This is a genomic window from Streptomyces sp. NRRL F-5135 (assembly GCF_000719775.1).
Lineage (GTDB): Bacteria > Actinomycetota > Actinomycetes > Streptomycetales > Streptomycetaceae > Streptomyces > Streptomyces hebeiensis.
In genome coordinates this window covers 125,357-147,229 of record NZ_JOHR01000017.1, presented here as the reverse complement: position 1 = coordinate 147,229, position 21,873 = coordinate 125,357, and the positions used below count along the sequence as shown (strand labels likewise).

At 72.7% G+C, this 21,873-nt stretch carries 22 protein-coding genes; 3 read left to right on the top strand and 19 right to left on the bottom strand.

The features are described 5' to 3' along the window. Window positions 1-153: 153 nt before the first annotated feature. The 15 genes from IG02_RS0127655 to rimP all read right to left on the bottom strand — a co-directional run bounded on the left by IG02_RS0127655 (window position 154) and on the right by rimP (window position 14,866). Window positions 154-1,032, bottom strand: coding sequence for a putative hydro-lyase (locus tag IG02_RS0127655; protein ID WP_234314930.1), 879 nt, complete (start codon window positions 1,030-1,032; stop codon window positions 154-156). Next, a complete protein-coding gene (locus IG02_RS0127650) occupies window positions 1,029-2,354 on the bottom strand; it encodes an MFS transporter (protein WP_030753806.1) in 1,326 nt (441 codons plus the stop codon). Before IG02_RS0127650 ends, IG02_RS0127655 begins: the two co-directional genes overlap by 4 nt. A gap of 140 nt (window positions 2,355-2,494) precedes the next feature. Then, window positions 2,495-2,947, bottom strand: a complete 453-nt coding sequence (locus IG02_RS0127645; RefSeq protein ID WP_030753804.1) for a VOC family protein — start codon at window positions 2,945-2,947, stop codon at window positions 2,495-2,497. A gap of 67 nt (window positions 2,948-3,014) precedes the next feature. After that, window positions 3,015-4,103 (bottom strand): biotin-dependent carboxyltransferase family protein, encoded by a 1,089-nt coding sequence (locus IG02_RS0127640; RefSeq protein ID WP_078854879.1) that lies wholly within the window; start codon window positions 4,101-4,103, stop codon window positions 3,015-3,017. Continuing rightward, on the bottom strand, window positions 4,100-4,783 hold the full coding sequence (locus IG02_RS0127635; protein ID WP_051765805.1) for a 5-oxoprolinase subunit B family protein: 684 nt from the start codon (window positions 4,781-4,783) through the stop codon (window positions 4,100-4,102). Before IG02_RS0127635 ends, IG02_RS0127640 begins: the two co-directional genes overlap by 4 nt. After that, window positions 4,780-5,679 (bottom strand): LamB/YcsF family protein, encoded by a 900-nt coding sequence (locus IG02_RS0127630; RefSeq protein ID WP_063756864.1) that lies wholly within the window; start codon window positions 5,677-5,679, stop codon window positions 4,780-4,782. Before IG02_RS0127630 ends, IG02_RS0127635 begins: the two co-directional genes overlap by 4 nt. Before the next feature lie 59 nt (window positions 5,680-5,738). Continuing rightward, window positions 5,739-6,455: a GntR family transcriptional regulator gene (locus tag IG02_RS38010; RefSeq protein WP_078854878.1), complete on the bottom strand. Its 717-nt coding sequence runs from the start codon at window positions 6,453-6,455 to the stop codon at window positions 5,739-5,741. A gap of 183 nt (window positions 6,456-6,638) precedes the next feature. After that, on the bottom strand, window positions 6,639-7,589 hold the full coding sequence (locus IG02_RS0127620) for a bifunctional riboflavin kinase/FAD synthetase (RefSeq protein ID WP_030753792.1): 951 nt from the start codon (window positions 7,587-7,589) through the stop codon (window positions 6,639-6,641). A 145-nt stretch (window positions 7,590-7,734) separates the two neighbouring features. Beyond that, on the bottom strand, window positions 7,735-8,634 hold the full coding sequence (gene truB, locus IG02_RS0127615) for a tRNA pseudouridine(55) synthase TruB (RefSeq protein ID WP_030753789.1): 900 nt from the start codon (window positions 8,632-8,634) through the stop codon (window positions 7,735-7,737). Then, on the bottom strand, window positions 8,631-9,113 hold the full coding sequence (gene rbfA / locus IG02_RS0127610; protein WP_030753787.1) for a 30S ribosome-binding factor RbfA: 483 nt from the start codon (window positions 9,111-9,113) through the stop codon (window positions 8,631-8,633). The genes truB and rbfA overlap by 4 nt, the downstream gene beginning before the upstream one ends. Before the next feature lie 120 nt (window positions 9,114-9,233). Then, complete coding sequence (locus IG02_RS0127605; protein ID WP_030753785.1) at window positions 9,234-9,527, bottom strand: DUF503 domain-containing protein; 294 nt, start codon at window positions 9,525-9,527, stop codon at window positions 9,234-9,236. 191 nt (window positions 9,528-9,718) lie between these two features. Next, on the bottom strand, window positions 9,719-12,808 hold the full coding sequence (infB, locus tag IG02_RS0127600) for a translation initiation factor IF-2 (RefSeq protein ID WP_030753783.1): 3,090 nt from the start codon (window positions 12,806-12,808) through the stop codon (window positions 9,719-9,721). 164 nt (window positions 12,809-12,972) lie between these two features. Continuing rightward, on the bottom strand, window positions 12,973-13,218 hold the full coding sequence (locus tag IG02_RS0127595; protein WP_030753780.1) for a YlxR family protein: 246 nt from the start codon (window positions 13,216-13,218) through the stop codon (window positions 12,973-12,975). 116 nt (window positions 13,219-13,334) lie between these two features. Next, complete coding sequence (gene nusA, locus IG02_RS0127590) at window positions 13,335-14,366, bottom strand: transcription termination factor NusA (RefSeq protein ID WP_051765803.1); 1,032 nt, start codon at window positions 14,364-14,366, stop codon at window positions 13,335-13,337. A 2-nt stretch (window positions 14,367-14,368) separates the two neighbouring features. Then, window positions 14,369-14,866, bottom strand: a complete 498-nt coding sequence (rimP, locus tag IG02_RS0127585) for a ribosome maturation factor RimP (protein ID WP_030753775.1) — start codon at window positions 14,864-14,866, stop codon at window positions 14,369-14,371. 150 nt (window positions 14,867-15,016) lie between these two features. On the opposite strand from rimP, the gene IG02_RS0127580 reads away from it, so the two are divergent. The 3 genes from IG02_RS0127580 to IG02_RS0127570 are packed head-to-tail and all read left to right on the top strand — an operon-like array spanning window position 15,017 to window position 16,912. Continuing rightward, a complete protein-coding gene (locus IG02_RS0127580; RefSeq protein ID WP_037804393.1) occupies window positions 15,017-15,535 on the top strand; it encodes a hypothetical protein in 519 nt (172 codons plus the stop codon). Next, window positions 15,532-15,954 carry a ferritin-like domain-containing protein gene (locus tag IG02_RS0127575; RefSeq protein WP_030753769.1) on the top strand — a complete coding sequence of 141 codons (423 nt, stop codon included), beginning with the start codon at window positions 15,532-15,534 and terminating at the stop codon, window positions 15,952-15,954. Before IG02_RS0127580 ends, IG02_RS0127575 begins: the two co-directional genes overlap by 4 nt. Before the next feature lie 49 nt (window positions 15,955-16,003). After that, window positions 16,004-16,912: an aminoglycoside phosphotransferase family protein gene (locus tag IG02_RS0127570; protein WP_030753766.1), complete on the top strand. Its 909-nt coding sequence runs from the start codon at window positions 16,004-16,006 to the stop codon at window positions 16,910-16,912. Between the two features lie 331 nt (window positions 16,913-17,243). Here the strand turns inward: IG02_RS0127570 and IG02_RS0127565 are convergent, their stop codons facing one another. The 4 genes from IG02_RS0127565 to ispG form a co-directional block, all read right to left on the bottom strand. Then, the gene (locus IG02_RS0127565; protein WP_030753763.1) at window positions 17,244-18,938 is read right to left on the bottom strand and encodes a proline--tRNA ligase; all 1,695 of its coding nucleotides are present in this window, start codon (window positions 18,936-18,938) and stop codon (window positions 17,244-17,246) included. A gap of 105 nt (window positions 18,939-19,043) precedes the next feature. After that, window positions 19,044-19,613, bottom strand: coding sequence for a GNAT family N-acetyltransferase (locus IG02_RS0127560; RefSeq protein WP_030753760.1), 570 nt, complete (start codon window positions 19,611-19,613; stop codon window positions 19,044-19,046). Between the two features lie 16 nt (window positions 19,614-19,629). Next, window positions 19,630-20,472 carry a GNAT family N-acetyltransferase gene (locus IG02_RS0127555; protein WP_030753758.1) on the bottom strand — a complete coding sequence of 281 codons (843 nt, stop codon included), beginning with the start codon at window positions 20,470-20,472 and terminating at the stop codon, window positions 19,630-19,632. A gap of 171 nt (window positions 20,473-20,643) precedes the next feature. Then, window positions 20,644-21,798 (bottom strand): flavodoxin-dependent (E)-4-hydroxy-3-methylbut-2-enyl-diphosphate synthase, encoded by a 1,155-nt coding sequence (ispG, locus tag IG02_RS0127550; RefSeq protein ID WP_030753756.1) that lies wholly within the window; start codon window positions 21,796-21,798, stop codon window positions 20,644-20,646. Between the last annotated feature and the right edge of the window lie 75 nt (window positions 21,799-21,873).

Sequence of the window (21,873 nt, the reverse complement as noted above, 5' to 3'; positions counted from 1 at the left end):
CGACGACAGGCCGGGAACAACACCGGGCCCGTACTGCCCGTACGGGCCGGGAACGGACCGTACAGGGCCACGGGGCCGAGGACGGGCCGGACGACGGACGGCTGGACGGCCGTACGCGTGCGGGTGCCGCGACCCGGGCCCGGACTCCCGGGCTCAGACGGCGTCGGCGAGGTCCACGGTGTGGTCGAACACGAACATGTGGCCGGGGTAGTGGGTGATCGTGTAGTCGGCGGCCGCCGCCGGGAGCACCAGCTGAGGTGTCACTCCGCAGGCCCAGAACACCATGGTGTCCCCCTCCTCGACCACCGGCGGCGGCCCGAAGTCCGGCCGCGCCAGGTCCGCGATGCCGATCGCCGCCGGATCGCCGATGTGCACGGGGGCGCCGTGCCCGGTCGGGTAGCGGGCGGTGACCTCGACGGCCCGCGCGACCAGCCCGGCGGGGATCGCCCGCCCGCTGACCACCAGCGGTCCTGAGAGACGCCCGGCGGGGCGGGTCGCCACATCGGTGACGTAGACGGCGGGCGCCGACGAGTCCGCCGCGTACCGTACGGGCACCCCGGCCCGGCGCAGCGGCCCCTCGAAGGTGTGGCTGCACCCCAGCAGGAAGCCGACGGCGTCGTCGCGCCAGTGCTCCGTGATGTCGTGCGGCTCCTCGACCAGCCGTCCCCGGCGCCACACGCGGTAGCGGGGCAGGGCGGTCCTGAGATCGGCCTCCGTCCCGCCGAGGCGCACCACGGGGTCGCCGGGCTCGGTGACGGCGATGACGGGGCAGGGCGCGGGGTTGCGGGTGCAGTAGAGCAGGAAGTCGAAGGCCAGGTCGTACGGGACGACGACCAGGTTGGCCTGCTGGTAGCCGTCCAGGAGGCCGGCCGTGGGCCCGGTCCACGCGCCGCTCGCCACCAGGCGCCGCAGCTCTCCGGGCGTGGCGGGCACGGTCTCTCCCCGCCCTGTGCGTACCGTGCCGCCGTCGGCCCGTGCTGGGCCGCCGTCCGCCCGTACCATGTCCTCGTCCGTCCGTACCGTGTCGGTCACGCCAGCTCCTCCCGGCCGGTCTCCTTGACGGTGAGCAGCGTCAGCAGGGCCATCACCACGGCCGCCATCAGCAGGAATCCGGGGGCGAGCAGATTGCCCGTGCGGGAGATCAGCCAGGTGGCCAGGTAGGGGCTGAGTCCGCCGCCGAGGATCGTGCCGATGTTGAAGCTGAAGGACAGTCCGGTGTAGCGCACGCGGGTCGGGAAGAGTTCGGCGTACGTCGGGTACGTGACCGACTGCACGATGGGCATCGGCAGGGCGAGCACGACCATCGCGACGACCGCGAGCGGGAAGCTGCCGAGACCCATGACCAGCATGGCCGGGACGACCAGGACCCCGTATCCGGCGAAGCCCAGGGTGATGACCTTCTTGCGCCCCCACCGGTCGGACAGCGCGCCGAAGACGGGCATCAGACAGGCCACGAACAGCCCGATCCCGCCCATGATCCAGAACGTGGAGTCCTTGGCGTAGCCGAGGTCGGTGGTCAGGTAGATGTTCATGAAGATCAGGCCGACCCAGTAGCCGCAGTTGGAACCCGTGGCCAGCAGGGTCACCTTGATCAGCGGCGCGCGGTGCCGCGTCAGCACCTCGGACAACGGGGCCTTGGCCGTGGCGCGATTCTCCTTCGTGGCCAGGAACGCCTCGGAGTCCTCCAGGTGTTTGCGGGCGATCAGCGCCACGACGACCAGCGGCAGCGAGAGCAGGAACGGGATCCGCCAGCCGTACGCCTCCAGTTGGGCCTCGCTCAGCACGGTCGAGACGATGCCCGCGACCAGTGCGGCGGTGCCGCCGCCGATGGCCACCCCGACCGGGGTGAAGGAGCCGAAGAAACCGCGCCTGCCGTGTGGCGCGGCCTCGGCCAGATAGGTGGCCGCGCCGGTCACCTCGCCGCCGGCGAAGAACCCCTGCGCCAGCCGGACCAGCAGCAGCGCGAGTGGTGCGGCGACGCCGACGGAGGCGGCGGTGGGCAGCAGCCCGACGGTCATGGTGGCCGTGCCCATGCCCACGACCGTGAGGACCAGCACCGGCTTGCGGCCGACGCGGTCCCCCAGCCTGCCGAGGACGATGCCGCCGAGCGGACGCATCAGGAAGGCGCTGCCGAACACGGCGAGGGTGGACAGCAGGGCGGCGGTGGGGTCGTCGCCAGGGAAGAAGTGGGGTCCGAGCACGACGGCCAGATAGCCGTAGACGCCGAACTCGTAGTACTCGATCGCGGTTCCGGCCGCCGCGGCGAGCGCCGCCCTGCGGGGGCCGTGCGGGGCCGTGGGCCGGTCCGACGCGGTGGCCGCCGGTGGCGGCACGGTCGTTGGTACGCTCGTCATGAAGTCCTCCGGTCTGGCATGTCCTGTGGCGGGATGTGATGGCAGACGCGTGCGGGTATCGCATCGGGGGCCGTACGACGGTCATCCGCGGGACCAGTCCTCCCTTGGATGACCGTCGTCGTTGTCGGTTCGGCCGGGATTCAGACGGCGAAGAGCCTGCTGATGTCGGCGAACGCCTTGAACTCCAGCGCGTTGCCCGCCGGGTCCAGGAAGAACATCGTCCACTGCTCGCCCGGCTCCCCCTGGAAGCGGACGTACGGCTCGATCACGAACTCGGTGCCCACGGCCGTGAGCCGCTCGGCGAGTTCCCTGAACTCCGGTACCGGCAGGACCAGTCCGAAGTGGGGCACCGGCACCTGGTGGCCGTCGACGGGGTTGGTGCCGGCGATGCCGTCGCGCGGCGTGTCCGACGGGCCGTCACCGACCTGGTGGGTGACGACCTGGTGGCCACCGAAGTTCCAGTCGATCCACTTGGTGTCGGAGCGTCCCTCGGAGAAGCCGAGGACCTTGCCGTAGAACTCCCGGGCCTTGGCGATGTCGTCGACCGGGATGGCCAGGTGGAAGGGCGGGAGGGCGGTGGGCTGTGCGGTCATGGTGGGTATCTCCTCAAGGGGTTGTGACCGGTTCCATGCGGTTCGACCGGTGGGTTGACCGGCCCGTTCATCCCGTGGGTGCGAGCCGTAGCTCGTCCCCGGGCTTGGCCTGGCCGACGAGGTCGGTGTCGGCGTCCGTGAGAACGCCGATGACGGGGTAGCCACCCGTGACCGGATGGTCGGACAGGAAGATGATCGGCTCGCCGGACGGCGGCACCTGGATGGCGCCGCGCACCATGCCCTCACTGGCGAGATCGACCGAGCCGATCGCCAGCGCGGGCCCGGTGAGCCGGGCGCCGACCCGGTCGCACTGCCCGGACAGCCGCCAGGCCGTCGATGTCAGACGGCGCCGGTCGGCGGCGCCGAACAGGTCGTGCCGGGGCCCCCAGCGGAACCGCGCGGTCAGCGCGCCACCGGCCGGTACGACGCTGAACGCCAGCTCCAGCGGCACCGCGGGGACCGGACGGGCGGGGCCGACGCGCAAGCCCGTCCCGGCGCGGACCGGCTCGGGCCCCAGGCCCGTGAGCCAGTCACGGGACGCCGAGCCGAGGACCCGGTCCACCTCGATGCCGCCGGACACGGCGAGGTAACTGCGGCAGCCGGCCCAGGGCCGCCCGATCTCCAGCAGGCACCCCGCGGGCAGCCGCACGAGCGCCGGACGGTCGACGGGCACCCCGTCCACGGTGACGGGGGCGGGCGCGCCGGTGACCGATACGTACCGGTCCTCGGACAGCGTGACGCCGAGCCCGCCGATCGTCACCTCCAGGGCGGGGGTGTTCTCGGGGTTGCCGACGAGCCGGTTGGCGAGGGTGAAGCTGCGCCGGTCGGTGGGGCCCGAGGCCGGCACGCCGAGGTGGGCCAGGCCCGGCCGGCCCAGGTCCTGCACGCTGGTCGCGACGCCCGGTGCGACCACGGTCAGCACGGCGGCGGACCGGGGCGCGGTACGGGCCGTCCCGGCGGCTGCCGCTCCGGCCGTACCGTCCGAACAGGCGGGCGCCTCGCGGTCCGTACGAGCGGTGGCCGTGCCGTCCGTACGAGCCGGAGCCTCGCCGTCCGTACGGGCCGCGGGTACCGCGGGTACGGCCGGAGCCGAGGCCTCCGTCGTGGCTCCCGCGGTCGTGGCCCGGCGGGCGGCGGAGCCGGCGGCGCACGTCATGGCGTCACCGCCTCGAAGACGACCCGGTCCCCCACCGCCAGCCGGTTGGGCGGGTCGGCGGTCACGTCCCACAGCCGGATCGTGGTGGTGCCGATCTGGTGCCAGCCGCCGGGGGTCCCGCCGGGGTAGACGACGGTCTGGTTCCCGGCGATGGCCACCACCCCGGCCGGCACCCGCGCCCGGGGGCTGGGCAGACGGGGCAGCCGCAGCGGCTCCGGTACGCCGTCCAGGTAGGCGAATCCGGGCGCGAAACCGAAGAAGGCGACCGCGTGTTCGCCGCTCGCGTGCAGCCGGGCGACCTCTTCCGGGGACACTCCGGTGCGCTCGGCCACGGCCGGCAGATCGGGCCCGTCGTAGCGGACGGGGATCACGACCGTACGGTTCGGGGCACCCGGCCCCTCCCCCTCGGCACCCGTCGCGCCGGAACGCCCGGCGGCGTCGAGTTCGTCCAGTTCGGCCAGCAGCGCGCGCAGCCGGGTGGCCAGCGACTCCATGCCGCCCCGGCCGTCCGCCACGACCAGGACGGTCCCGGCCGCCGGCACGATCTCCCGAAGCTCCCGGGCCCAGGGCCGTTCCCTGATCGCGGTGGCCACCCGCGCCGGGCGCCGCCCGGCGCACTCGATCAGCCAGCCGCGGTCGCCCGCCCGGCGCAGCACCAGTTCGCTCACCGTCACGCTCATCGCCCGGTCTCCGTGCCACCCGCGGCACCCGCACCGCTCGCGCCACTCGCGCCGACCGTGCTCCCCGCGCTCGCCGCACTCGTCGCACTCACCGTGCTCGCGACGGCGACCGGGGACGCCACGTCGGCGGGCGTACGGCTCTCGATCCCGGCGGCGGCCAGCCCTGCCCGTACGGCGGCGGCGATGGCGACCGCGCCCGGGGTGTCGCTGTGCACGCACAGCGCCGCCAGCGCTCCGCCCTCCGGCGCGATGTCCACCGTCCGGCCGGACACCGAGACCACCGTCCCCGTCCGTGCCATCAGCACCGCGCGCCGGGCCGCCTCGTCCGGGTCGGTGATCAGCGCGCCCGGCTGGGACCTCGGCACCAGCAGGCCCTCGTCGGTGTAGCCGCGGTCCACGAACCCCTCGGCCAGCGGGCGCAGTCCCGCCTCGACCGCCCGGGTCCAGACCTCCGTGCGCGGCTGGCAGAGCAGGGGCAGGCGCCGGTCGAACAGGGACACCGCCTCGACGATCGCGGCCGCGTGCCCGCCATGGCGCGCCGCCACGTTGTAGAGGGCGCCATGGGCCTTCACATAGCTGATCCGGCTCCCCGCGAGACGGGCGAAGACGTCCAACGCGCCCATCTGGTAGAGGAGTTCGTTGACCAGGGTGGGGGCGGGCACGTCGACGAAGCGCCGGCCGAAGCCCGCGAGGTCCCGGTAGGAGACCTGAGCGCCGATCGCCACGCCCCTGGCCGCGCTCGCCGCGCACGTGCGCCGCAGGATGTCGGGGTCACCGGCGTGGAAGCCGCAGGCGACGTTCGCGGCCGTCACCTGGTCGAGGAGCGGTCCCTCGTCCGCCGGGCCCCAGGCCCCGAATCCCTCGCCGACGTCCGAGTTGATCGCTATGCCCGCCATATCAGCCGTCCCCGTCGTCCTCGTCGTCCCCGCCGCTTCCGCCACACCCGCCGCGCCCGTCACCGCGCCGACTCCGCCCAGTAGGCGTGCAGGGCGGCGCTGCTCTTCTCCCACGCGCCGTGCAGTCCCTGCTGGCCGCCGTCGATGTGCGCGACGATCTGGCGGGCCAGCTCCTCCGCGTCCCCCTCGGCCAACGCCCGCACCATGGCGGCGTGTTCGTGCTGGACGCGTTCATAGGCCGACGTGCCGTGCACGTAGAAGCGGGAGTACGGCTCCAGCCGGTGGTACATCTGCGCGATGATTTCGTAGCGCAGCGGCAGCCGGGAAAGCCGGTACATGTCGAGGTGAAAGGCGAGATTGGTCCGCGACCAGGAATCCGCGCCGACTTCACCGACCCGGTCCATTTCACCGACCATCGCCTCGAACCGGCCGATGTCCCGGCGAGAGATCCGCTCGGTGACATGCTCGGCGAAACTCGGCTCGATCAGCCGCCGGAGATTGTAGATCTCGTCGATCTCGTCCAGGTCCAGCAGCGTCACGAACGTACCGCTGCCCGGCTTCGTGGTCAGCAACCCCTCGCTGCTCAGCGTGCGCATGGCCTCCCTGAGCGGAATGCGGCTCACGCCGAACCGGTCGGCGAGTTCATCCTGAATCAGCCGGTGACCCGGCGGATAAACTCCGCTGACAATGAGGCTGCGCAGCTCACGGGTGAGCGCGTCCGCGCCTTTGGCGCCGGCCGCCGGCGCACCGTGGACTCCTCGATCGACTCGATTCATACGCCGTGTATACAGTGGATACGTCGAGAGCCGCAAGAGATCGAACGCCGGCAATCGCGAATTAACCGGACCGAAATCGCGCCCGTCCGGCCGACGGAAAACGGCCGGTGGCCGCGGGTCCGCACCCGCCGCCACCGGCCGTCACACACGTCCGCACGCCCTCCGGGGCGCTCCGCGCGCGGTCTACGCGTCGTGCTCCTCGGTCAGCGCCCGCGAGCGCTTCACGTCGTCCCCGATCGCCTCGAGCAGCGCCTCGATGGACTCGAACGTGCGCTGCCCGCGCACGTACGCCAGGAAGTCGACCATCACGTGCAGGCCGTACAGGTCCAGCCCCACCCGGTCGATCGCGTACGCCTCCACGGTCCGCTCCGTGCCCTCGAACTGCGGGTTCGTACCGACCGAGATCGCCGCCGGCATCCGCTCGCCCGCGGCCGTGAGCCAGCCCGCGTACACCCCGTCCGCCGGGATCGCGGTGTGCGGCAGCGTCTCCACGTTGGCCGTGGGGAAGCCCAGCTCGCGCCCGCGCTGCGCGCCGCGCACCACCACGCCCTCGACGCGGTGCGGCCGGCCCAGGATCTCCGCCGCGCCCGCGACATCGCCCTCGGCGACCAGGCGGCGGGTCAGGGTGGACGAGAAGGGGGCGCCACCGCCCGCCTCGCCGGTCACGTACAGGTCCACGACCTCGACCTCGTAGTCGTACGTGACGCCCAGGTCGGCCAGGACCGTGACATCACCGGCGGCCTTGTGGCCGAAGCGGAAGTTCGGTCCCTCGATCACCGCGCGCGCGTGCAACTTGTCGACCAGGACCTTCACGATGAAGTCCGCGGGCGAGAGCCTGGAGAACTCGAGCGTGAACGGCAGGATCAGGAGCGCGTCCACGCCCAGCTCGCCCATCAGCTCGGCACGCCGGTGGTGCGGGGCGAGCAGCGGCGGGTGGCTGCCGGGGCGCACGACCTCGCTGGGGTGCGGGTCGAACGTCACCACGACGGAGGGCACGCCCAGCTCCCGCGCCCGCTCCACGGTCCGGCCGATGATCAGCTGGTGTCCGCGGTGCACCCCGTCGTAGGAGCCGATGGTGACGACGCTGCGCCCCCAGTCCTGGGGGATGTCCTCCAAGCCACGCCAGCGCTGCACTGTGACCGCTCCTCGCCCGAAACTCTGCCCGAAACCCTGTCCGTCATCGCCGATGACGCAGCTCTAAGACTGCCATGTCCGTGGCATCCGCCCCGCATCGGCCACCGGGGCCGGCCGACCGGCCCGGGCCCGTCGCGCGGGCGCGCTACCCGAAGACCGCGAGGCTCTTGGCCTTGCCGCGCTGCTCCTCGACCAGCGCCAGAAGGCGGCCGCCCGGGCCGAAGACGGCCACCGGCCCCTTCCCGAGGGCCGGCATGTCCAGCCGCACGCCGTTGAGCAGCAGCCGGGCGCGCCTGTCGTCCACGTCCCAGCGGGTGAACGCCGCCGCCGCGGCCTCGGCGACCGGCATCACCGTCAGCTCCTGCTGGAGCTGGTCGAGCGTCCGTGCCGCGTCCAGCGCGTACGGGCCCACCCGGGTCCTGCGCAGGGCCGTCAGGTGTCCGCCGACCCCGAGCCCGGCGCCCAGGTCGCGGGCGAGGGCGCGGATGTACGTGCCGGAGGAGCAGACGACGGAGACGACCAGGTCCTTCACCGGCGTACCGTCCTCGGCCACCGCCTCCCGGACGTCGTACAGCCGGAACGAGGAAACGGTCACCGGCCGGGCCGGGATGTCGAACTCCTCGCCGCCGCGCACCCGGGCGTAGGACCGTTTGCCGTCGATCTTGATGGCGCTGACCTTGGACGGCACCTGCATGAGGTCGCCGGTCAGGTCCGCGATTCCCGCCTCGATCGCCTCGCGACCCGCCCCCGAGGCGTCGGTGGCGGAGGTGATCTCCCCCTCGGCGTCGTCGGTGACGGTGTTCTGTCCGAGCCTGATCGTGCCGAGGTACTCCTTCTCCGTCAGCGCGAGATGGCCGAGGAGCTTGGTGGCGCGCTCCACGCCCAGGACGAGGACGCCCGTCGCCATGGGGTCGAGGGTGCCCGCGTGGCCGACGCGCCGGGTCCGTGCGATCCCGCGCATCTTGGCGACCACGTCGTGCGAAGTGAAGCCCGACGGCTTGTCCACGATGACAAGCCCGTCGGGCGTCCGGTGCTGATCCGTCATGCCGAGGCGGTGCCGTCCGTGTCGTCGTGGCGGGTGGGGTTCTCATCGTCGGAGGCGTCGTCGGCGTCCTTGCGGTACGGGTCGGCCCCGGCCGCGTACGTCTTGCCGGTCGACGCCTGCCGCACCTGCGCGTCCTTGGCGCGAGCCTGGTCGAGCAGGTCCTCGATCGTCCGGGCGTTGTCCGGGAGGGCGTCGGGGACGAACGCCAGCGTCGGCGTGAACCGCACCCCGGTCTGCCGGCCCACCTCGGAGCGGAGTACACCCTTGGCGCTCTCCAGGGCCGCCGCGGAGGCGGCGCGCTCCTCGTCGTCGCCGTAGACCGTGTAGAAGACCGTGGCCTCCCGCAGGTCTCCGGTGACGCGGGCGTCCGTGATGGTCACGAAGCCCAGTCGCGGATCCTTGATACGCCGGTCCAGGGTCTCCGCGACCACGACCTGGATGCGATCGGCCAGCTTGCGGGCCCGCGCGTTGTCGGTCACCGGTCCGTCACTCTTCCTTCTGGGTTTCTTGTCTTGTGGGTGGATGCTTCTCTCGCGCGGGGCGGCACGGTGTCCTCGGAGCCCCGGGGGCCCGGCCGGCCGCCCGCGCGCGCACGACGGTCAGTCGTCGTCGCCGTGGAGTCTGCGCCGTACGGACAGCAGTTCCACCTCCGGCCGGCCGGCGACCATGCGCTCGCACCGGTCCAGAACGTCCCGGAGATGCGCCCAGTCGCCGGAGACCACCGCCAGGCCGATCTCGGCCCTGCGGTAGAGCTCCTGATCGCCGGTCTCGGCCGCGCTCACCGCGTACTTGCGCTGGAGTTCGGCGACGATCGGCCGGACGACGGAGCGTTTCTCCTTCAACGACCGTACGTCGCCGAGGAGCAGATCGAAGGACAGGGTCCCCACATACATGACTGTCCGGATGTCCCGCCGGTACGGGTTCGAGACCTGCCGGCGTTGGCAGGAACACAGGGAACCGTACACGCAACGGCCGGGGCCGATCGACGGAATTCACGTCCGTCGACCGGCCCCGGACCGTCGGCCCGCCCGGCCGGTTCCCGAGGTGCGACCCTCGGAGACCGACCGGGCGGGACCGCCGCGCGTCAGCCGCGCGGCTTCTCGCGCATCTCGTACGTCGCGATGACGTCGTCGATCTTGATGTCGTTGTAGTTGCCGAGGTTGATACCGCCCTCGAAACCTTCGCGAATCTCGGTGACGTCGTCCTTGAAGCGGCGCAGACCCTGGATCGTGAGGTCCTCCGCGATGACCTTGCCGTCGCGGACGAGCCGGGCCTTCGTGTTCCGCCTGACCTCGCCGGAGCGGATGAGCACACCCGCGATGTTGCCCAGCTTGGACGAGCGGAAGACCTCGCGGATCTCCGCCGTACCGAGCTCGACCTCTTCGTACTCCGGCTTGAGCATGCCCTTGAGGGCCGACTCGATCTCCTCGATCGCCTGGTAGATGACCGAGTAGTAGCGGACGTCCACGCCCTCGCGCTCGGCCATCTGCGCGGCACGCCCGGCGGCGCGCACGTTGAAGCCGATCACGATGGCGTCGGAGCCCATGGCCAGGTCGATGTCCGACTCGGTGACCGCACCCACACCGCGGTGCAGGACGCGGATGTCCACCTCTTCGCCGACGTCGAGCTGGAGCAGCGAGGACTCCAGGGCCTCGACCGAACCGGACGCGTCGCCCTTGATGATGAGGTTGAGTTCCTGCACCAGGCCGGCCTTGAGGGCCTCGTCCAGGTTCTCCAGGGAGAACCTGCGGCCCCGGCGGGCGAACGCCGCGTTCCGCTCGCGGGCGGCGCGCTTCTCGGCGATCTGCCGGGCCGTCCGGTCCTCGTCGACCACCAGGAAGTTGTCGCCGGCACCGGGGACGTTGGTGAGGCCGAGCACCAGGACGGGCGTCGCCGGGGAGGCTTCCTCGACGTTGTTGCCGTTGTCGTCGAGCATCGCCCGGACCCGGCCGTACGCGTCACCGGCGACCATCGTGTCACCGACGCGGAGCGTGCCGCGCTGGACGAGCACGGTGGCGACGGCGCCGCGGCCGCGGTCGAGGTGGGCCTCGATCGCGATGCCCTGCGCGTCCTGCTCCGGGTTGGCCCGCAGGTCGAGCGAGGCGTCCGCGGTGAGGACCACGGCCTCCAGCAGGCTGTCGATGTGCAGGCCCTGCTTGGCGGAGATGTCGACGAACATCGTGTCGCCGCCGTACTCCTCGGCCACCAGGCCGTACTCGGTCAGCTGGCCGCGCACCTTCGTCGGGTCCGCGCCCTCGACGTCGATCTTGTTGACGGCGACCACGATCGGCACGTCCGCGGCCTTGGCGTGGTTGAGCGCCTCGACCGTCTGCGGCATGACACCGTCGTTGGCCGCGACCACCAGGATCGCGATGTCGGTGGACTTGGCACCACGGGCACGCATGGCGGTGAACGCCTCGTGCCCCGGGGTGTCGATGAAGGTGATCTTGCGGTCTTCGCCGTTGACCTCGGTGGCGACCTGGTAGGCACCGATGTGCTGGGTGATGCCGCCGGCCTCGCCCGCGATGACGTTCGTCTTGCGGATCGCGTCCAGCAGCCGGGTCTTACCGTGGTCGACGTGACCCATGACGGTCACGACCGGCGGACGCGCGACGAGGTTCTCCTCGCCGCCCTCGTCGTTGCCGAACTCGATGTCGAAGGACTCGAGAAGCTCGCGGTCCTCCTCCTCCGGGCTGACGATCTCCAGCACGTAGTTCATCTCGTTGGCGAGCAGCTCGAGCGTCTCGTCCGAGACCGACTGCGTGGCGGTGACCATCTCGCCGAGGTTCATCATCACGGCGACGAGCGACGCCGGGTTGGCGTTGATCTTCTCCGCGAAGTCGGTGAGCGAGGCACCGCGCGACAGCCGGACGCTCTGCCCGTTGCCGCGGGGCAGCATCACACCGCCGACCGACGGGGCCTGCATGGCCTCGTACTCCTGACGGCGCTGCCGCTTCGACTTGCGGCCACGACGGGCGGGCCCGCCGGGACGGCCGAACGCGCCCTGCGTGCCACCACGGCCACCGGGACCACCCGGACGGCCGCCGAAGCCGGGACGGCCACCGCCGCCGCCGAAGCCACCGCCGCCGGGACGGCCCGGCGCACCGCCGCCGCCACCCGGACGACCGGCGAAGCCACCGCCGCCACCGCCACCGGGACGACCGGCGAAACCGCCGCCGCCACCGGGACGACCGCCGCCGCCACCGGGCCTGCCCGCGCCACCGGGACCACGGCCACCGGGACCGCCACCGCCGGGACGGGGGCCCGCCGCGGGACGCTGCGGCATCATGCCCGGGTTGGGCCGGTTGCCGCCGGGACCCGCCGGGCGGGGCGCCTGCGGACGCGGCATGTTGCCGGGGCTGGGCCGGCCGGACTGCGCACCGGCGCCGCCCTGCGGACGGGGGCCGCCGCCGGCCTGGCCGGAGCCCTGCGGGCGCGGCCCGCCGGGAGCACCGGGGCCGCCCGGCCGCGGCGCACCGCCGGGACGGGGCGCCTGCGGGCGCGCCATGCCGGTGGAACCGCCGGAGGTGAAGGGGTTGTTGCCCGGACGCGGGCCCGCGGGACGGCCACCGGGACGCGGGGCCTGACCGGGACGCGCACCGCCGGAACGGCCGCCCTGACGCTGGTCACCGTGACCACCGCCCTGACGCGAGTCGCCCTGGCCGCCGCCCTGGCGCGGGTCGCCCGGACGGGCGGACGGGCGCGGACCGGGGGTGGCACCGGGCCGGGGGCCGGCCGGGGCCGACGGGGGCGCGGTGAACTCGGGGGCCGCGGGCGCGGCCGGAGCCGGCTTGGGCGCCGCCGGACCGGGGCGCGGACCCGGCCGCGGGCCGGGGGCGGGCGCACCGGCGGAAGGGGTGCTCTTCGGGGCCTCGGCGGCCGGCGGCTTGGGTGCCGGGACACCGGGCTTGGGGGCTGCGGGACGCGCCACCTGCGCCGGGGAGGGCGCGGCGGGCTTGGGGGCGGCCTTGCGGGGCGCCCCGGGCTTGGCAGCGGGCCGGCCGGCGTTGCCGCCGGGCCCCTGCAAAGCGTCAGTAAGTTTGCGTACGACCGGCGCCTCGATCGTCGACGACGCCGAACGGACGAATTCACCGAGTTCCTGGAGCTTGGCCATGACGACCTTGCTCTCCACACCGAACTCCTTGGCGAGTTCGTATACCCGGACCTTAGCCACTTCGCTCCTTTGAGGTCCGGTTACCGCCGGACCGTCGCTACTTCATGGGCGTACTCATCGCGTACTCATCGAGTGCTCATCGCAATCTCGACCTACTTCCAACTCGCGAGGTACCTGAACCGCACGGGGTCCCGTGCCGTACTTCTTCTTGCAGTGCCCGCTTCTCACGGTGCGGCCCGCTCCGAGACCTCCTCGATGACCCGGCGTACCTCCGCGCTGTCGAGCGGTCCCTGGACCCGGAAGGCCCGTGGGAACGCCCGGCGGCGGACCGCCAGATCGAGACAGATCAAGGCGGGGTGCAGATAAGCACCCCGGCCGGGCAGCGTACCGCGTTGATCGGGAACACAGTGCTCTTCGATCACCACGATGCGCAGCAGATCGCTCTTGGCCGTTCGCTTCCGGCAGCCCACGCAGGTTCGCTCAGGGCAGGCACGGTCGCTCGTCCGGCCAGACGCAGTCAAGTCTACCTCCCCGCACCGGCCCCGTTCCTGTGGGGTAGAGGCCGAACACGCTCCGTATCAGAAGATCACGCCGGGTCGCCGCCGGAGCGCGCTCCGGAGCGCTCGCCGTCGTCGTCCGTGCGCTCCGTGTCCGGGCGGATGTCGATGCGCCAGCCGGTGAGCCGGGCGGCGAGCCGGGCGTTCTGGCCCTCCTTGCCAATGGCCAGCGAGAGCTGGTAGTCCGGCACGGTCACCCGCGCGGAACGGGCCGCGAGGTCCACCACCTCGACCTTGCTGACCCGGGCCGGCGACAGCGCGTTCGCCACCATCTCGGCCGGGTCGTCGGACCAGTCCACGATGTCGATCTTCTCGCCGAGCAGCTCGGCCATGACATTGCGCACACGCCCGCCCATCGGGCCGATGCAGGCGCCCTTGGCGTTGAGCCCGGAGCGGGTGGACCGCACGGCGATCTTGGTGCGGTGGCCGGCCTCGCGGGCGATCGCCGCGATCTCGACGGAACCGTCCGCGATCTCGGGGACCTCCAGCGCGAAGAGCTTCTTCACGAGGTTGGGGTGCGTACGGGACAGGGTCACCGACGGGCCCCGCACGCCCTTGGCGACGCGGACCACGTACGTCCGCAGCCGCAGGCCGTGCGTGTACTCCTCGCCCGGCACCTGCTCCTGCACCGGAAGGATGGCTTCCAGCTTGTCGTCCAGCTTCACCAGGACGTTCTTGGGGTCCTTGCCCTGCTGCACCAGTCCGGCCACCACATCGCCCTCGCGGCGCGCGTACTCCCCGAAGGTGACGTCGTTCTCGGCGTCCCGCAGCCGCTGCTGGATGACCTGGCGCGCGGTGGTGGCCGCGATCCGGCCGAAGTCCGACGGCGTGTCGTCGAACTCCTTGGGCTCCTGGCCCTCCTCCAGGTCCGCCGGGTCCTCCGTGGCCCAGACCGTGACGTGACCGGTGTCGCGGCTGAGCACGACCCGGGCCCGGCGGTAGCTGCCCTCGGTCCGGTGGTAGGCGATGAGGAGGGCCGATTCGATCGCCTCGACCAGCAGATCGAAGGGGATCTCCTTCTCTTGTGCCAGCCCCTTCAGGAGCTTCACGTCGATGTCCACGGCTACGCCTCCTCTTCCTTCTTGTCCTTGCGGCTGAACTCGACCTCGACCCGTGCCTTGGCGATCTGCCCGAACTCCACCCGGCGGGCGGTGGGCTTGCGGCCCTTCACGCCCGGCACTTCGAGATCGAGACCCGCGTCGTCCACGTCCAGGATCCGCGCCACGAGCTCGCCGCCCTCGTGCAGGTGGAACCGGGCCAGCCGGCCGGTGGCGCGCAGGTAGTGGCGGCGCTCGGTCAGCGGGCGCTCGGCGCCGGGGGAGGTCACTTCGAGCTGGTACTCGTCCTCGCCCATCGCGTCCGACGCGTCGAGCGTGTCGGAGATGGTGCGGCTCAGCTCGGCACACGCGTCGAGGTCCACGCCCTCGTCCGAATCGACCACGACTCTCAGCACACGTCGCCTGCCCGCCCGGGACACCTCGATCTCCTCCAGATCCAGGTCCTTCGCGCTGACGAGCGGTTCCAGCAGTCCGCGCAGCCTTTCGCTCTGGGTGGTGCTCATCCGGGTGACTCCTCGGCCGCGTGTGCTGTTGTGGGATCGTCGTGTGTCAGATCAAAGGGTATCCGGTTCCCAGGGGTGTTGCCGTCCACCTTCGAGTGACCGCGGGTACGCTCCCTATGATGATCATCTCTAGTCCCTGAGGAGAGACGCGTGGGGCGCACGGGGCCGGCACGGGGGACATCACGCGGGGCGGCCACCCGCCGAGGGGCGCTCATCGCCCTGGGCGCCGGCCTGTTGACCGCCTGTTCCTCCGCCGACACATCGGGACGGGACGGAACGGCCGAGGCCGCGCGGGCCGAGGAGGCACTGCGCCGACGTTCCGCGAACACCAGTCGGGAGCTGCTGCGTCAGTACGACGCGGTGCTGGCCCGGCACCCCGGCGAGCGCGCCCGGCTCACGCCCCTGCGGACGGCGGTGGCCCGGCAGGTGACCGCGCTGACGCCGCCGCGCTCGACGGCCCCGTCCCCCTCGGCGACCGCTGGCACCGCCGCCGTCGCCGCGGACCCGGGGCGGGCGTTGCGGGCCCTGGCCGCGGCCGAGCGCGACACGGCGGACCGGCACACGGCGGCGCTCGTGGACGCGCCGCCCGAACTGGCCCGGCTGCTGGCCTCCGTGGCGGCCGCCGGCGCCGCCCACGCGTACCTGCTGACGGAAGGATTCGGCCGTTGAGCACCGGTGCCCTCCAGGCGGCCACGGCCGCGCTCGCCGCGGAGCACGCGGCGGTGTACGGATACGGGGTCGTCGGCGGCCGGATCGACGCCGCGCGCCGCGCAGAGGCCGCCGCCGCCCATGACGCGCACCGGGCGCGCCGAGACGCGCTGGCGCGCACGGTCCACGACCTCGGCGGGAAGCCGCGCGCGGCCGAGGCCGCGTACGCCCTGCCGTTCGCGGTGCCCGACTCGGCCTCGGCCGTGCGGCTGGCCACCGTGCTGGAGGACCGGATCGCGGCCGTCTACGCCGACCTCGTGCGGGCCTCGCGGGGGGCGCTGCGCCGGGAGGCGGCGGGCGCGCTCCGGGACGCGGCGGTCCGCGCGGCGCGCTGGCGCGGCACCGGCGTAGCCTTTCCTGGGCTCGCCGAGCGTGCGTGAGCCCGCCCCGAGGGCCCGCCGAACCATCTGGAAAGGGATCACCGCGCGTATGGGTTTCGAACCGCCCCAGCGATTGGCGCACACCCTCGGCGAGAGATACGGGGACGGCGCCGTGGCCGAGTGGATCGGTCGGCTGCCCACGCTGGCCGGCCAGGCGGCGGCCCGGCGCGGGCTGGAGGTCGAGCGGGTGGTGGCGCCGGGCGGCATGAGCAGTCTGATGGTGCTCGTCCGCAGGCCCGACGGCAGCCCCGCGACGCTCAAGATCGCCCCGCCGTTCGCGGCGCCCGAACTCCAGCGGGCGGCGCTGGCGCACTGGAAGGGCTGGGGCGCGGAGGAACTGCTCGACCCCGCCGGCACCGCGGACGACGCGCTCCTGCTGGAGCGGCTGCACCCGGAGCTGTCGCTGCGCTCCCTGCCCGAGGCGAAGGCGCTGTTGGAGGCGGCGGGGACGGCGCGGCGGCTGTGGGTGGAGCCGCCGGAGGGCCACCGCTTCGAGACGGTGGCCGACCGGACGGCGCGGCAGGCGGCGGAGTTGCGGGCCGCCGCGGCGGCGGACGAGTCGGCGGCCCAGCTGGTCCCGGCGGCGCTGGAGACGCGCGAGGAGCTGTGCGCCACCGCGACGGAGACGCTGCTGCTGCACGGCGCGTTCCGCCAGGGCAAGGTCCTGGCGGGCGACCGCGCCCCGTGGCTGGCCGTCGGCCCCGACCCGCTGGTCGGCGAACGCGCCTACGACCTGGCCCGCCTGGCCCGCGACCGCGCGGAGGACCTGGTCGCCGCCGCCTCGGGCCCCTCCTCGGCCCGCCGCCGGATCACCAGGCTGGCGGACTCCCTGGACCTGGACGCCGAGCGGGTACGGGGCTGGACGCGGTACCGCTCGGTGGAATCGGCGATGCGCGCGCTGCGGGCGGGGCGGCGGCAGGCGGGCGAGGTGCTGCTGGAGTTCGCGAGCTGGCTCTGACCCTGCGGGGTGCGTGGTCGGTGGGGTCCGGTGACCGTGTGCGGGTTGTCGCCGGTGGCCGTTCCGGGGCTCGCGTCCCACCGGCCGGACCGGGACCACCCGGCGGCCCGCGGGCGACCACCGGCGGGAGGGGGCCGGGGTCGCAGGAGGTGCGTGTCCGGACACTGAAGCGTGATGTGTGGCGCACACCGGGCCGCACCCGGACAACACACCCGCACGGCGCCGTAAATCATGCCGTCCGGACATGTACCTCCGGAGGCCCCGGGCCCCGGCGCCCCCACCGGCCGGCTCCGCCCCCCCGCCGGAGGCGACCCGCACCGCGCAAGAACGGCTACCGCGTCGTCAGACGCGACACCACCTCCGCCACCGGCAGTTCCTCCCGCTCCCCCGTCCGCCGGTCCTTCAGCTCCACCACGCCCTCGCCCGCGCGCCGCCCCGCCACGACGATGTGCGGCACACCGATCAGTTCCGCGTCGGTGAACTTCACGCCCGGCGAGACACCCTGCCGCTCGTCCACCAGCACCCGCAGACCCGCCGCGGCGAGCTGGTCCGAGATCTCCAGGGCCAGCTCGGTCTGGAGGGCCTTGCCCGCCGCCACCACGTGGACGTCCGCCGGGGCGATCTCCTGGGGCCAGCACAGGCCCTGCTCGTCCGCCGTCTGCTCGGCCAGCGCCGCCACGGCGCGCGAGACGCCGATGCCGTACGAGCCCATGGTCACCCGCACCGGCTTGCCCTGCTGACCGAGGACGTCCAGCTGGAAGGTGTCCGCGTACTTGCGGCCGAGCTGGAAGATGTGGCCGATCTCGATCGCGCGGTCGAGCTTGAGGCCCGTACCGCACACCGGGCAGGGGTCGCCCTCCTCGACCACGACGACGTCGAGGTAGTCGTCCACCTCGAAGTCCCGCCCGCACACGACATTGCGCGCGTGGGTGTCGGGCTTGTTCGCGCCGGTGATCCAGGCGGTGCCGGGCGCGACCCGCGGGTCGGCGATGTAGCGGATCTTCAGGCCCTGCGGACCGACGTAGCCGCGGACCAGGTCGGGCCGGTCCTCGAAGTCCTCCGCCGAGACCAGCTCGACCACCGCGGGCGCCAGGTGCTCGCCGAGCTTGCCCAGGTCCACCTCGCGGTCGCCGGGCACGCCGACCGCGACGATCTCGCCGTCGACCTTGACGAGGAGGTTCTTCAGGGTCGCGGAGGCCGGCACGCCGAGGTGTTCGGCGAGCGTCTCGATGGTCGGGGTGTCGGGGGTGTCCAGCTCCTCGACGGGTCCGTGCTCGGTGGTCCCGGGCGCCGGCGCGGCGAAGGTGACGGCCTCGGTGTTGGCCGCGTAGTCGCAGTTCGGGCAGTCCACGAACGTGTCCTCGCCGGCGGCGGCGGGGGCCAGGAACTCCTCGGACGCCGAGCCGCCCATCGCGCCGGACACCGCCGACACGATGCGGTAGTCGAGGCCGAGCCGGGCGAAGATCTTGCGGTACGCCTCGCGGTGCAGCGCGTACGACTCGGCGAGGCCCTCGTCCGTGGTGTCGAAGGAGTACGAGTCCTTCATCTGGAACTCGCGCCCGCGCAGCACGCCCGAGCGCGGCCGGGCCTCGTCGCGGTACTTCGTCTGGATCTGGTAGAGCATGACCGGCAGGTCCTTGTAGGACGTGCACTGGTCCTTGACGACCTGGGTGAAGATCTCCTCGTGGGTCGGGCCCAGGAGGTAGTCCGCGCCCTTGCGGTCCTTCAGGCGGAACAGCAGGTCGCCGTACTCGTCCCAGCGCCCGCTCGCGTCGTACGGCTCCCGGGGCAGCAGCGCGGGGAGCAGCACCTCCTGCGCGCCGATCGCGTCCATCTCCTCGCGTACGACGCGCGAGATGTTGTCGAGCACCTTCTTGCCCAGCGGCAGCCAGCTCCAGATGCCCGCTGACGTGCGGCGGACGTATCCGGCGCGGACGAGCAGCTGGTGGCTGAGCGTCTCGGCGTCCGCCGGGTTGTCGCGCAATGTCTTGGCCATCAAACGGGACATGCGCTGGACCTGGGACATGGGGTGCTCTCCTGCGTTCTCGCGGCTGATGCCCTGGAGGTTAGCCGGGGCACGGCGGCAGGCGGAAATCAGTAACGCTCCGGACCCGGTCGCCCCCGCCCCGTCTCACTCGGCCCGGCGCAGCGGCAGCGGGGCACCCATCACCGCGTACGGCCGGGGCGCGCTCGGGAAGTGGACCTGGCGGGCGAGGTCCTCGTACCCGAGCGAGCGGTACAGTCGGCGGGCCGGGCTCTCCGTGTCGATCGCGGACAGGATGGACCGGGGCTGTGCGGCGCCGTCCGTGAGGGCGGTGATCAGGGCGCGGCCGATGCCCCGGGCCTGGAATTCGGGGTGGACGTGCAGTTCGGTGATCGCGAAGGAGTCGTCGAGCCAGCCGTCGGTGCCGGTGGCGCGCAGATACGGTTCGACGACCGTGGACCACCAGTGGGACCGTTCGTTGGGCATTCCGTAGACGAATCCGACCAGGCGCCCCGTGCCGGTGGTCGCGGCGAGGGCGCGGCAGCCCGGGTACATGGTGTGCCGGAGGACGATGTGGCGCCGTACCTCGATCTCGTCCTCGCCGAGCCCGAACGCGAGGGCCTGCACGGCGAGTGCCTCGTTCACCCGTGCGGCGAGATTGACCGGCCCTACCTGGACGTCGGGGGTCCGGGGGGCGGCCCCGGGGATGATCGGCATGGGCCGAACCCTACTTTCAGAACAGCACGCTCATGAAGGCGCCCACTTCACGGAAGCCGACGCGCCGGTAGGCGGCCCTGGCCGGGGTGTTGTAGTCGTTCACGTACAGGCTGACCACGGGCGCGACGTCGGCCAGCGCGTAGCGTATGACCGCCGCCATGCCCGGTGCCGACAGTCCGTGACCGCGGTACTCGGGGTCGACCCAGACGCCCTGGATCTGGCACGCGTGCGAGGTGGCCGCGCCGATCTCGGCCTTGAACAGCACCCGGCCGTTCTCGATGCGGGCGAACGACCGCCCGGATCCGACGAGTTCGGCGACGCGCGCCTGGTAGAGCAGTCCCCCGTCACCGGCGAGCGGCGAGACGCCGACCTCCTCGGTGAACATGGCCACACAGGCGGGCATGATCACGTCCATCTCGTCCTTGCGGATCCTGCGGACGTAGGGGTCGGGCCGCACGGTGGCGGGGGCCTGTTCGGTGACCATCAGCGGCTGATGGGCGCGGACCTCGCGGGCGGGGCCCCAACTCGGTTCCAGCAGACGCCACAGATACGCGGTGGCTTCGGCCGGGCCGACGATCGAGGAGCAGCGGCGGCCCGCCCTGCGGGCCCGTTCGGCGAAGCCGCGCACCGCGTCGGGGGTGGCGCAGATGGGGACGAGGTTGGCGCCGGAGTAGCACAGCGAGCGCAGCCGCCCGCCGTCGTACCAGCCCCACATCTCGCCGCCGAGGCGCCAGGGGTCGAGCCCGGCGACCTGGACACGGGAGGTCACGAAGGCGTTGGCGACGGGCTCGCTCTCCAGTACGGCGAGCGCGGCGCCGAGATCGCCGGGTTCGAGGACCCGAGTGGTGGTCTGCGTCAACACGAGGGGGCCTCACCATACGGTCTGCTGATTCTCCGCACTGTACCTGGCGTGTTGGGCCCCCGCCGCACCCGGCGGAGTCCCGCTGCCGATGACCCGTGTACCCGGTTCACGGCCGCGGGACGCCGCGGTGCGGGGGCCGGTCCGGCCGGCCCCCGGGTCCTGTCCGGTTCAGCTGACCGAGATCTGCGGCTCGCCCGAGGCGACGCCGTCCTTCTCCATCTGCTCGGCGATCTTCATGGCCTCGTCGATGAGCGTCTCCACGATCTTCGACTCGGGTACGGTCTTGATCACTTCGCCCTTGACGAAGATCTGCCCCTTGCCGTTGCCGGACGCGACGCCGAGGTCGGCCTCCCGGGCCTCGCCCGGCCCGTTCACGACACAGCCCATGACGGCCACGCGCAGCGGGACCTCCATGCCCTCGAGGCCCGCCGTGACCTCGTCGGCCAGCTTGTAGACGTCGACCTGGGCGCGCCCGCACGAGGGGCAGGAGACGATCTCCAGGCGGCGCGGCTTCAGGTTCAGCGACTCCAGGATCTGGATGCCGACCTTGACCTCCTCGGCGGGCGGCGCCGACAGCGAGACGCGGATGGTGTCCCCGATGCCCTCGCTGAGCAGCGCGCCGAAGGCGACCGCGGACTTGATCGTGCCCTGGAAGGCGGGGCCGGCCTCCGTGACGCCGAGGTGCAGCGGGTAGTCGCACTGCGCGGCCAGCTGCCGGTAGGCGTTGACCATGACGACCGGGTCGTTGTGCTTCACGGAGATCTTGATGTCCCGGAAGCCGTGCTCCTCGAAGAGCGACGCCTCCCACAGCGCCGACTCCACGAGCGCCTCGGGCGTGGCCTTGCCGTACTTCGCCAGCAGCCGCGCGTCGAGCGAGCCGGCGTTCACACCGATACGGATCGGGGTGCGCGTCTCGCCGGCCGCCTTCGCGATCTCCTTGACCTTGTCGTCGAACTGCTTGATGTTCCCCGGGTTGACCCGGACCGCCGCGCAGCCCGCGTCGATCGCCGCGAACACGTACTTCGGCTGGAAATGGATGTCCGCGATGACGGGGATCTGCGACTTGCGGGCGATGGTCGCGAGCGCGTCGGCGTCGTCCTGGGTGGGGCACGCCACCCGGACGATCTGGCAGCCGGAGGCGGTCAGCTCGGCGATCTGCTGGAGCGTCGCGCCGATGTCGGAGGTCCGGGTCGTCGTCATCGACTGCACCGAGATGGGCGCGTCCCCGCCGACGGCCACGTTCCCGACCTGGATCTGACGGCTGACCCTTCGGTCGGCCAGCTTCGTCGGAACGGACGGCATTCCGAGAGAAATAGCAGTCATCTGCTGTGCAACCCCAAGCTGTGGATCAAGGTCCCGAGATCGGCGGGCTCCGTCACCCGAGATTACGCCACCGCC

Excerpts from the sequence above, each read along its gene's own strand:
- IG02_RS0127650 (WP_030753806.1), bottom strand. The coding sequence starts at position 2,354 with ATGACGAGCGTACCAACGACCGTGCCGCCACCGGCGGCCACCGCGTCG.
- IG02_RS0127645 (WP_030753804.1), bottom strand. The coding sequence starts at position 2,947 with ATGACCGCACAGCCCACCGCCCTCCCGCCCTTCCACCTGGCCATCCCG.
- IG02_RS0127640 (WP_078854879.1), bottom strand. The coding sequence starts at position 4,103 with ATGACGTGCGCCGCCGGCTCCGCCGCCCGCCGGGCCACGACCGCGGGA.
- IG02_RS0127635 (WP_051765805.1), bottom strand. The coding sequence starts at position 4,783 with ATGAGCGTGACGGTGAGCGAACTGGTGCTGCGCCGGGCGGGCGACCGC.
- IG02_RS0127630 (WP_063756864.1), bottom strand. The coding sequence starts at position 5,679 with ATGGCGGGCATAGCGATCAACTCGGACGTCGGCGAGGGATTCGGGGCC.
- IG02_RS38010 (WP_078854878.1), bottom strand. The coding sequence starts at position 6,455 with ATGAATCGAGTCGATCGAGGAGTCCACGGTGCGCCGGCGGCCGGCGCC.
- truB (WP_030753789.1), bottom strand. The coding sequence starts at position 8,634 with ATGACGGATCAGCACCGGACGCCCGACGGGCTTGTCATCGTGGACAAG.
- IG02_RS0127605 (WP_030753785.1), bottom strand. The coding sequence starts at position 9,527 with ATGTATGTGGGGACCCTGTCCTTCGATCTGCTCCTCGGCGACGTACGG.
- rimP (WP_030753775.1), bottom strand. The coding sequence starts at position 14,866 with ATGAGCACCACCCAGAGCGAAAGGCTGCGCGGACTGCTGGAACCGCTC.
- IG02_RS0127570 (WP_030753766.1), top strand. The coding sequence starts at position 16,004 with ATGGGTTTCGAACCGCCCCAGCGATTGGCGCACACCCTCGGCGAGAGA.
- IG02_RS0127565 (WP_030753763.1), bottom strand. The coding sequence starts at position 18,938 with ATGTCCCAGGTCCAGCGCATGTCCCGTTTGATGGCCAAGACATTGCGC.
- IG02_RS0127560 (WP_030753760.1), bottom strand. The coding sequence starts at position 19,613 with ATGCCGATCATCCCCGGGGCCGCCCCCCGGACCCCCGACGTCCAGGTA.
- ispG (WP_030753756.1), bottom strand. The coding sequence starts at position 21,798 with ATGACTGCTATTTCTCTCGGAATGCCGTCCGTTCCGACGAAGCTGGCC.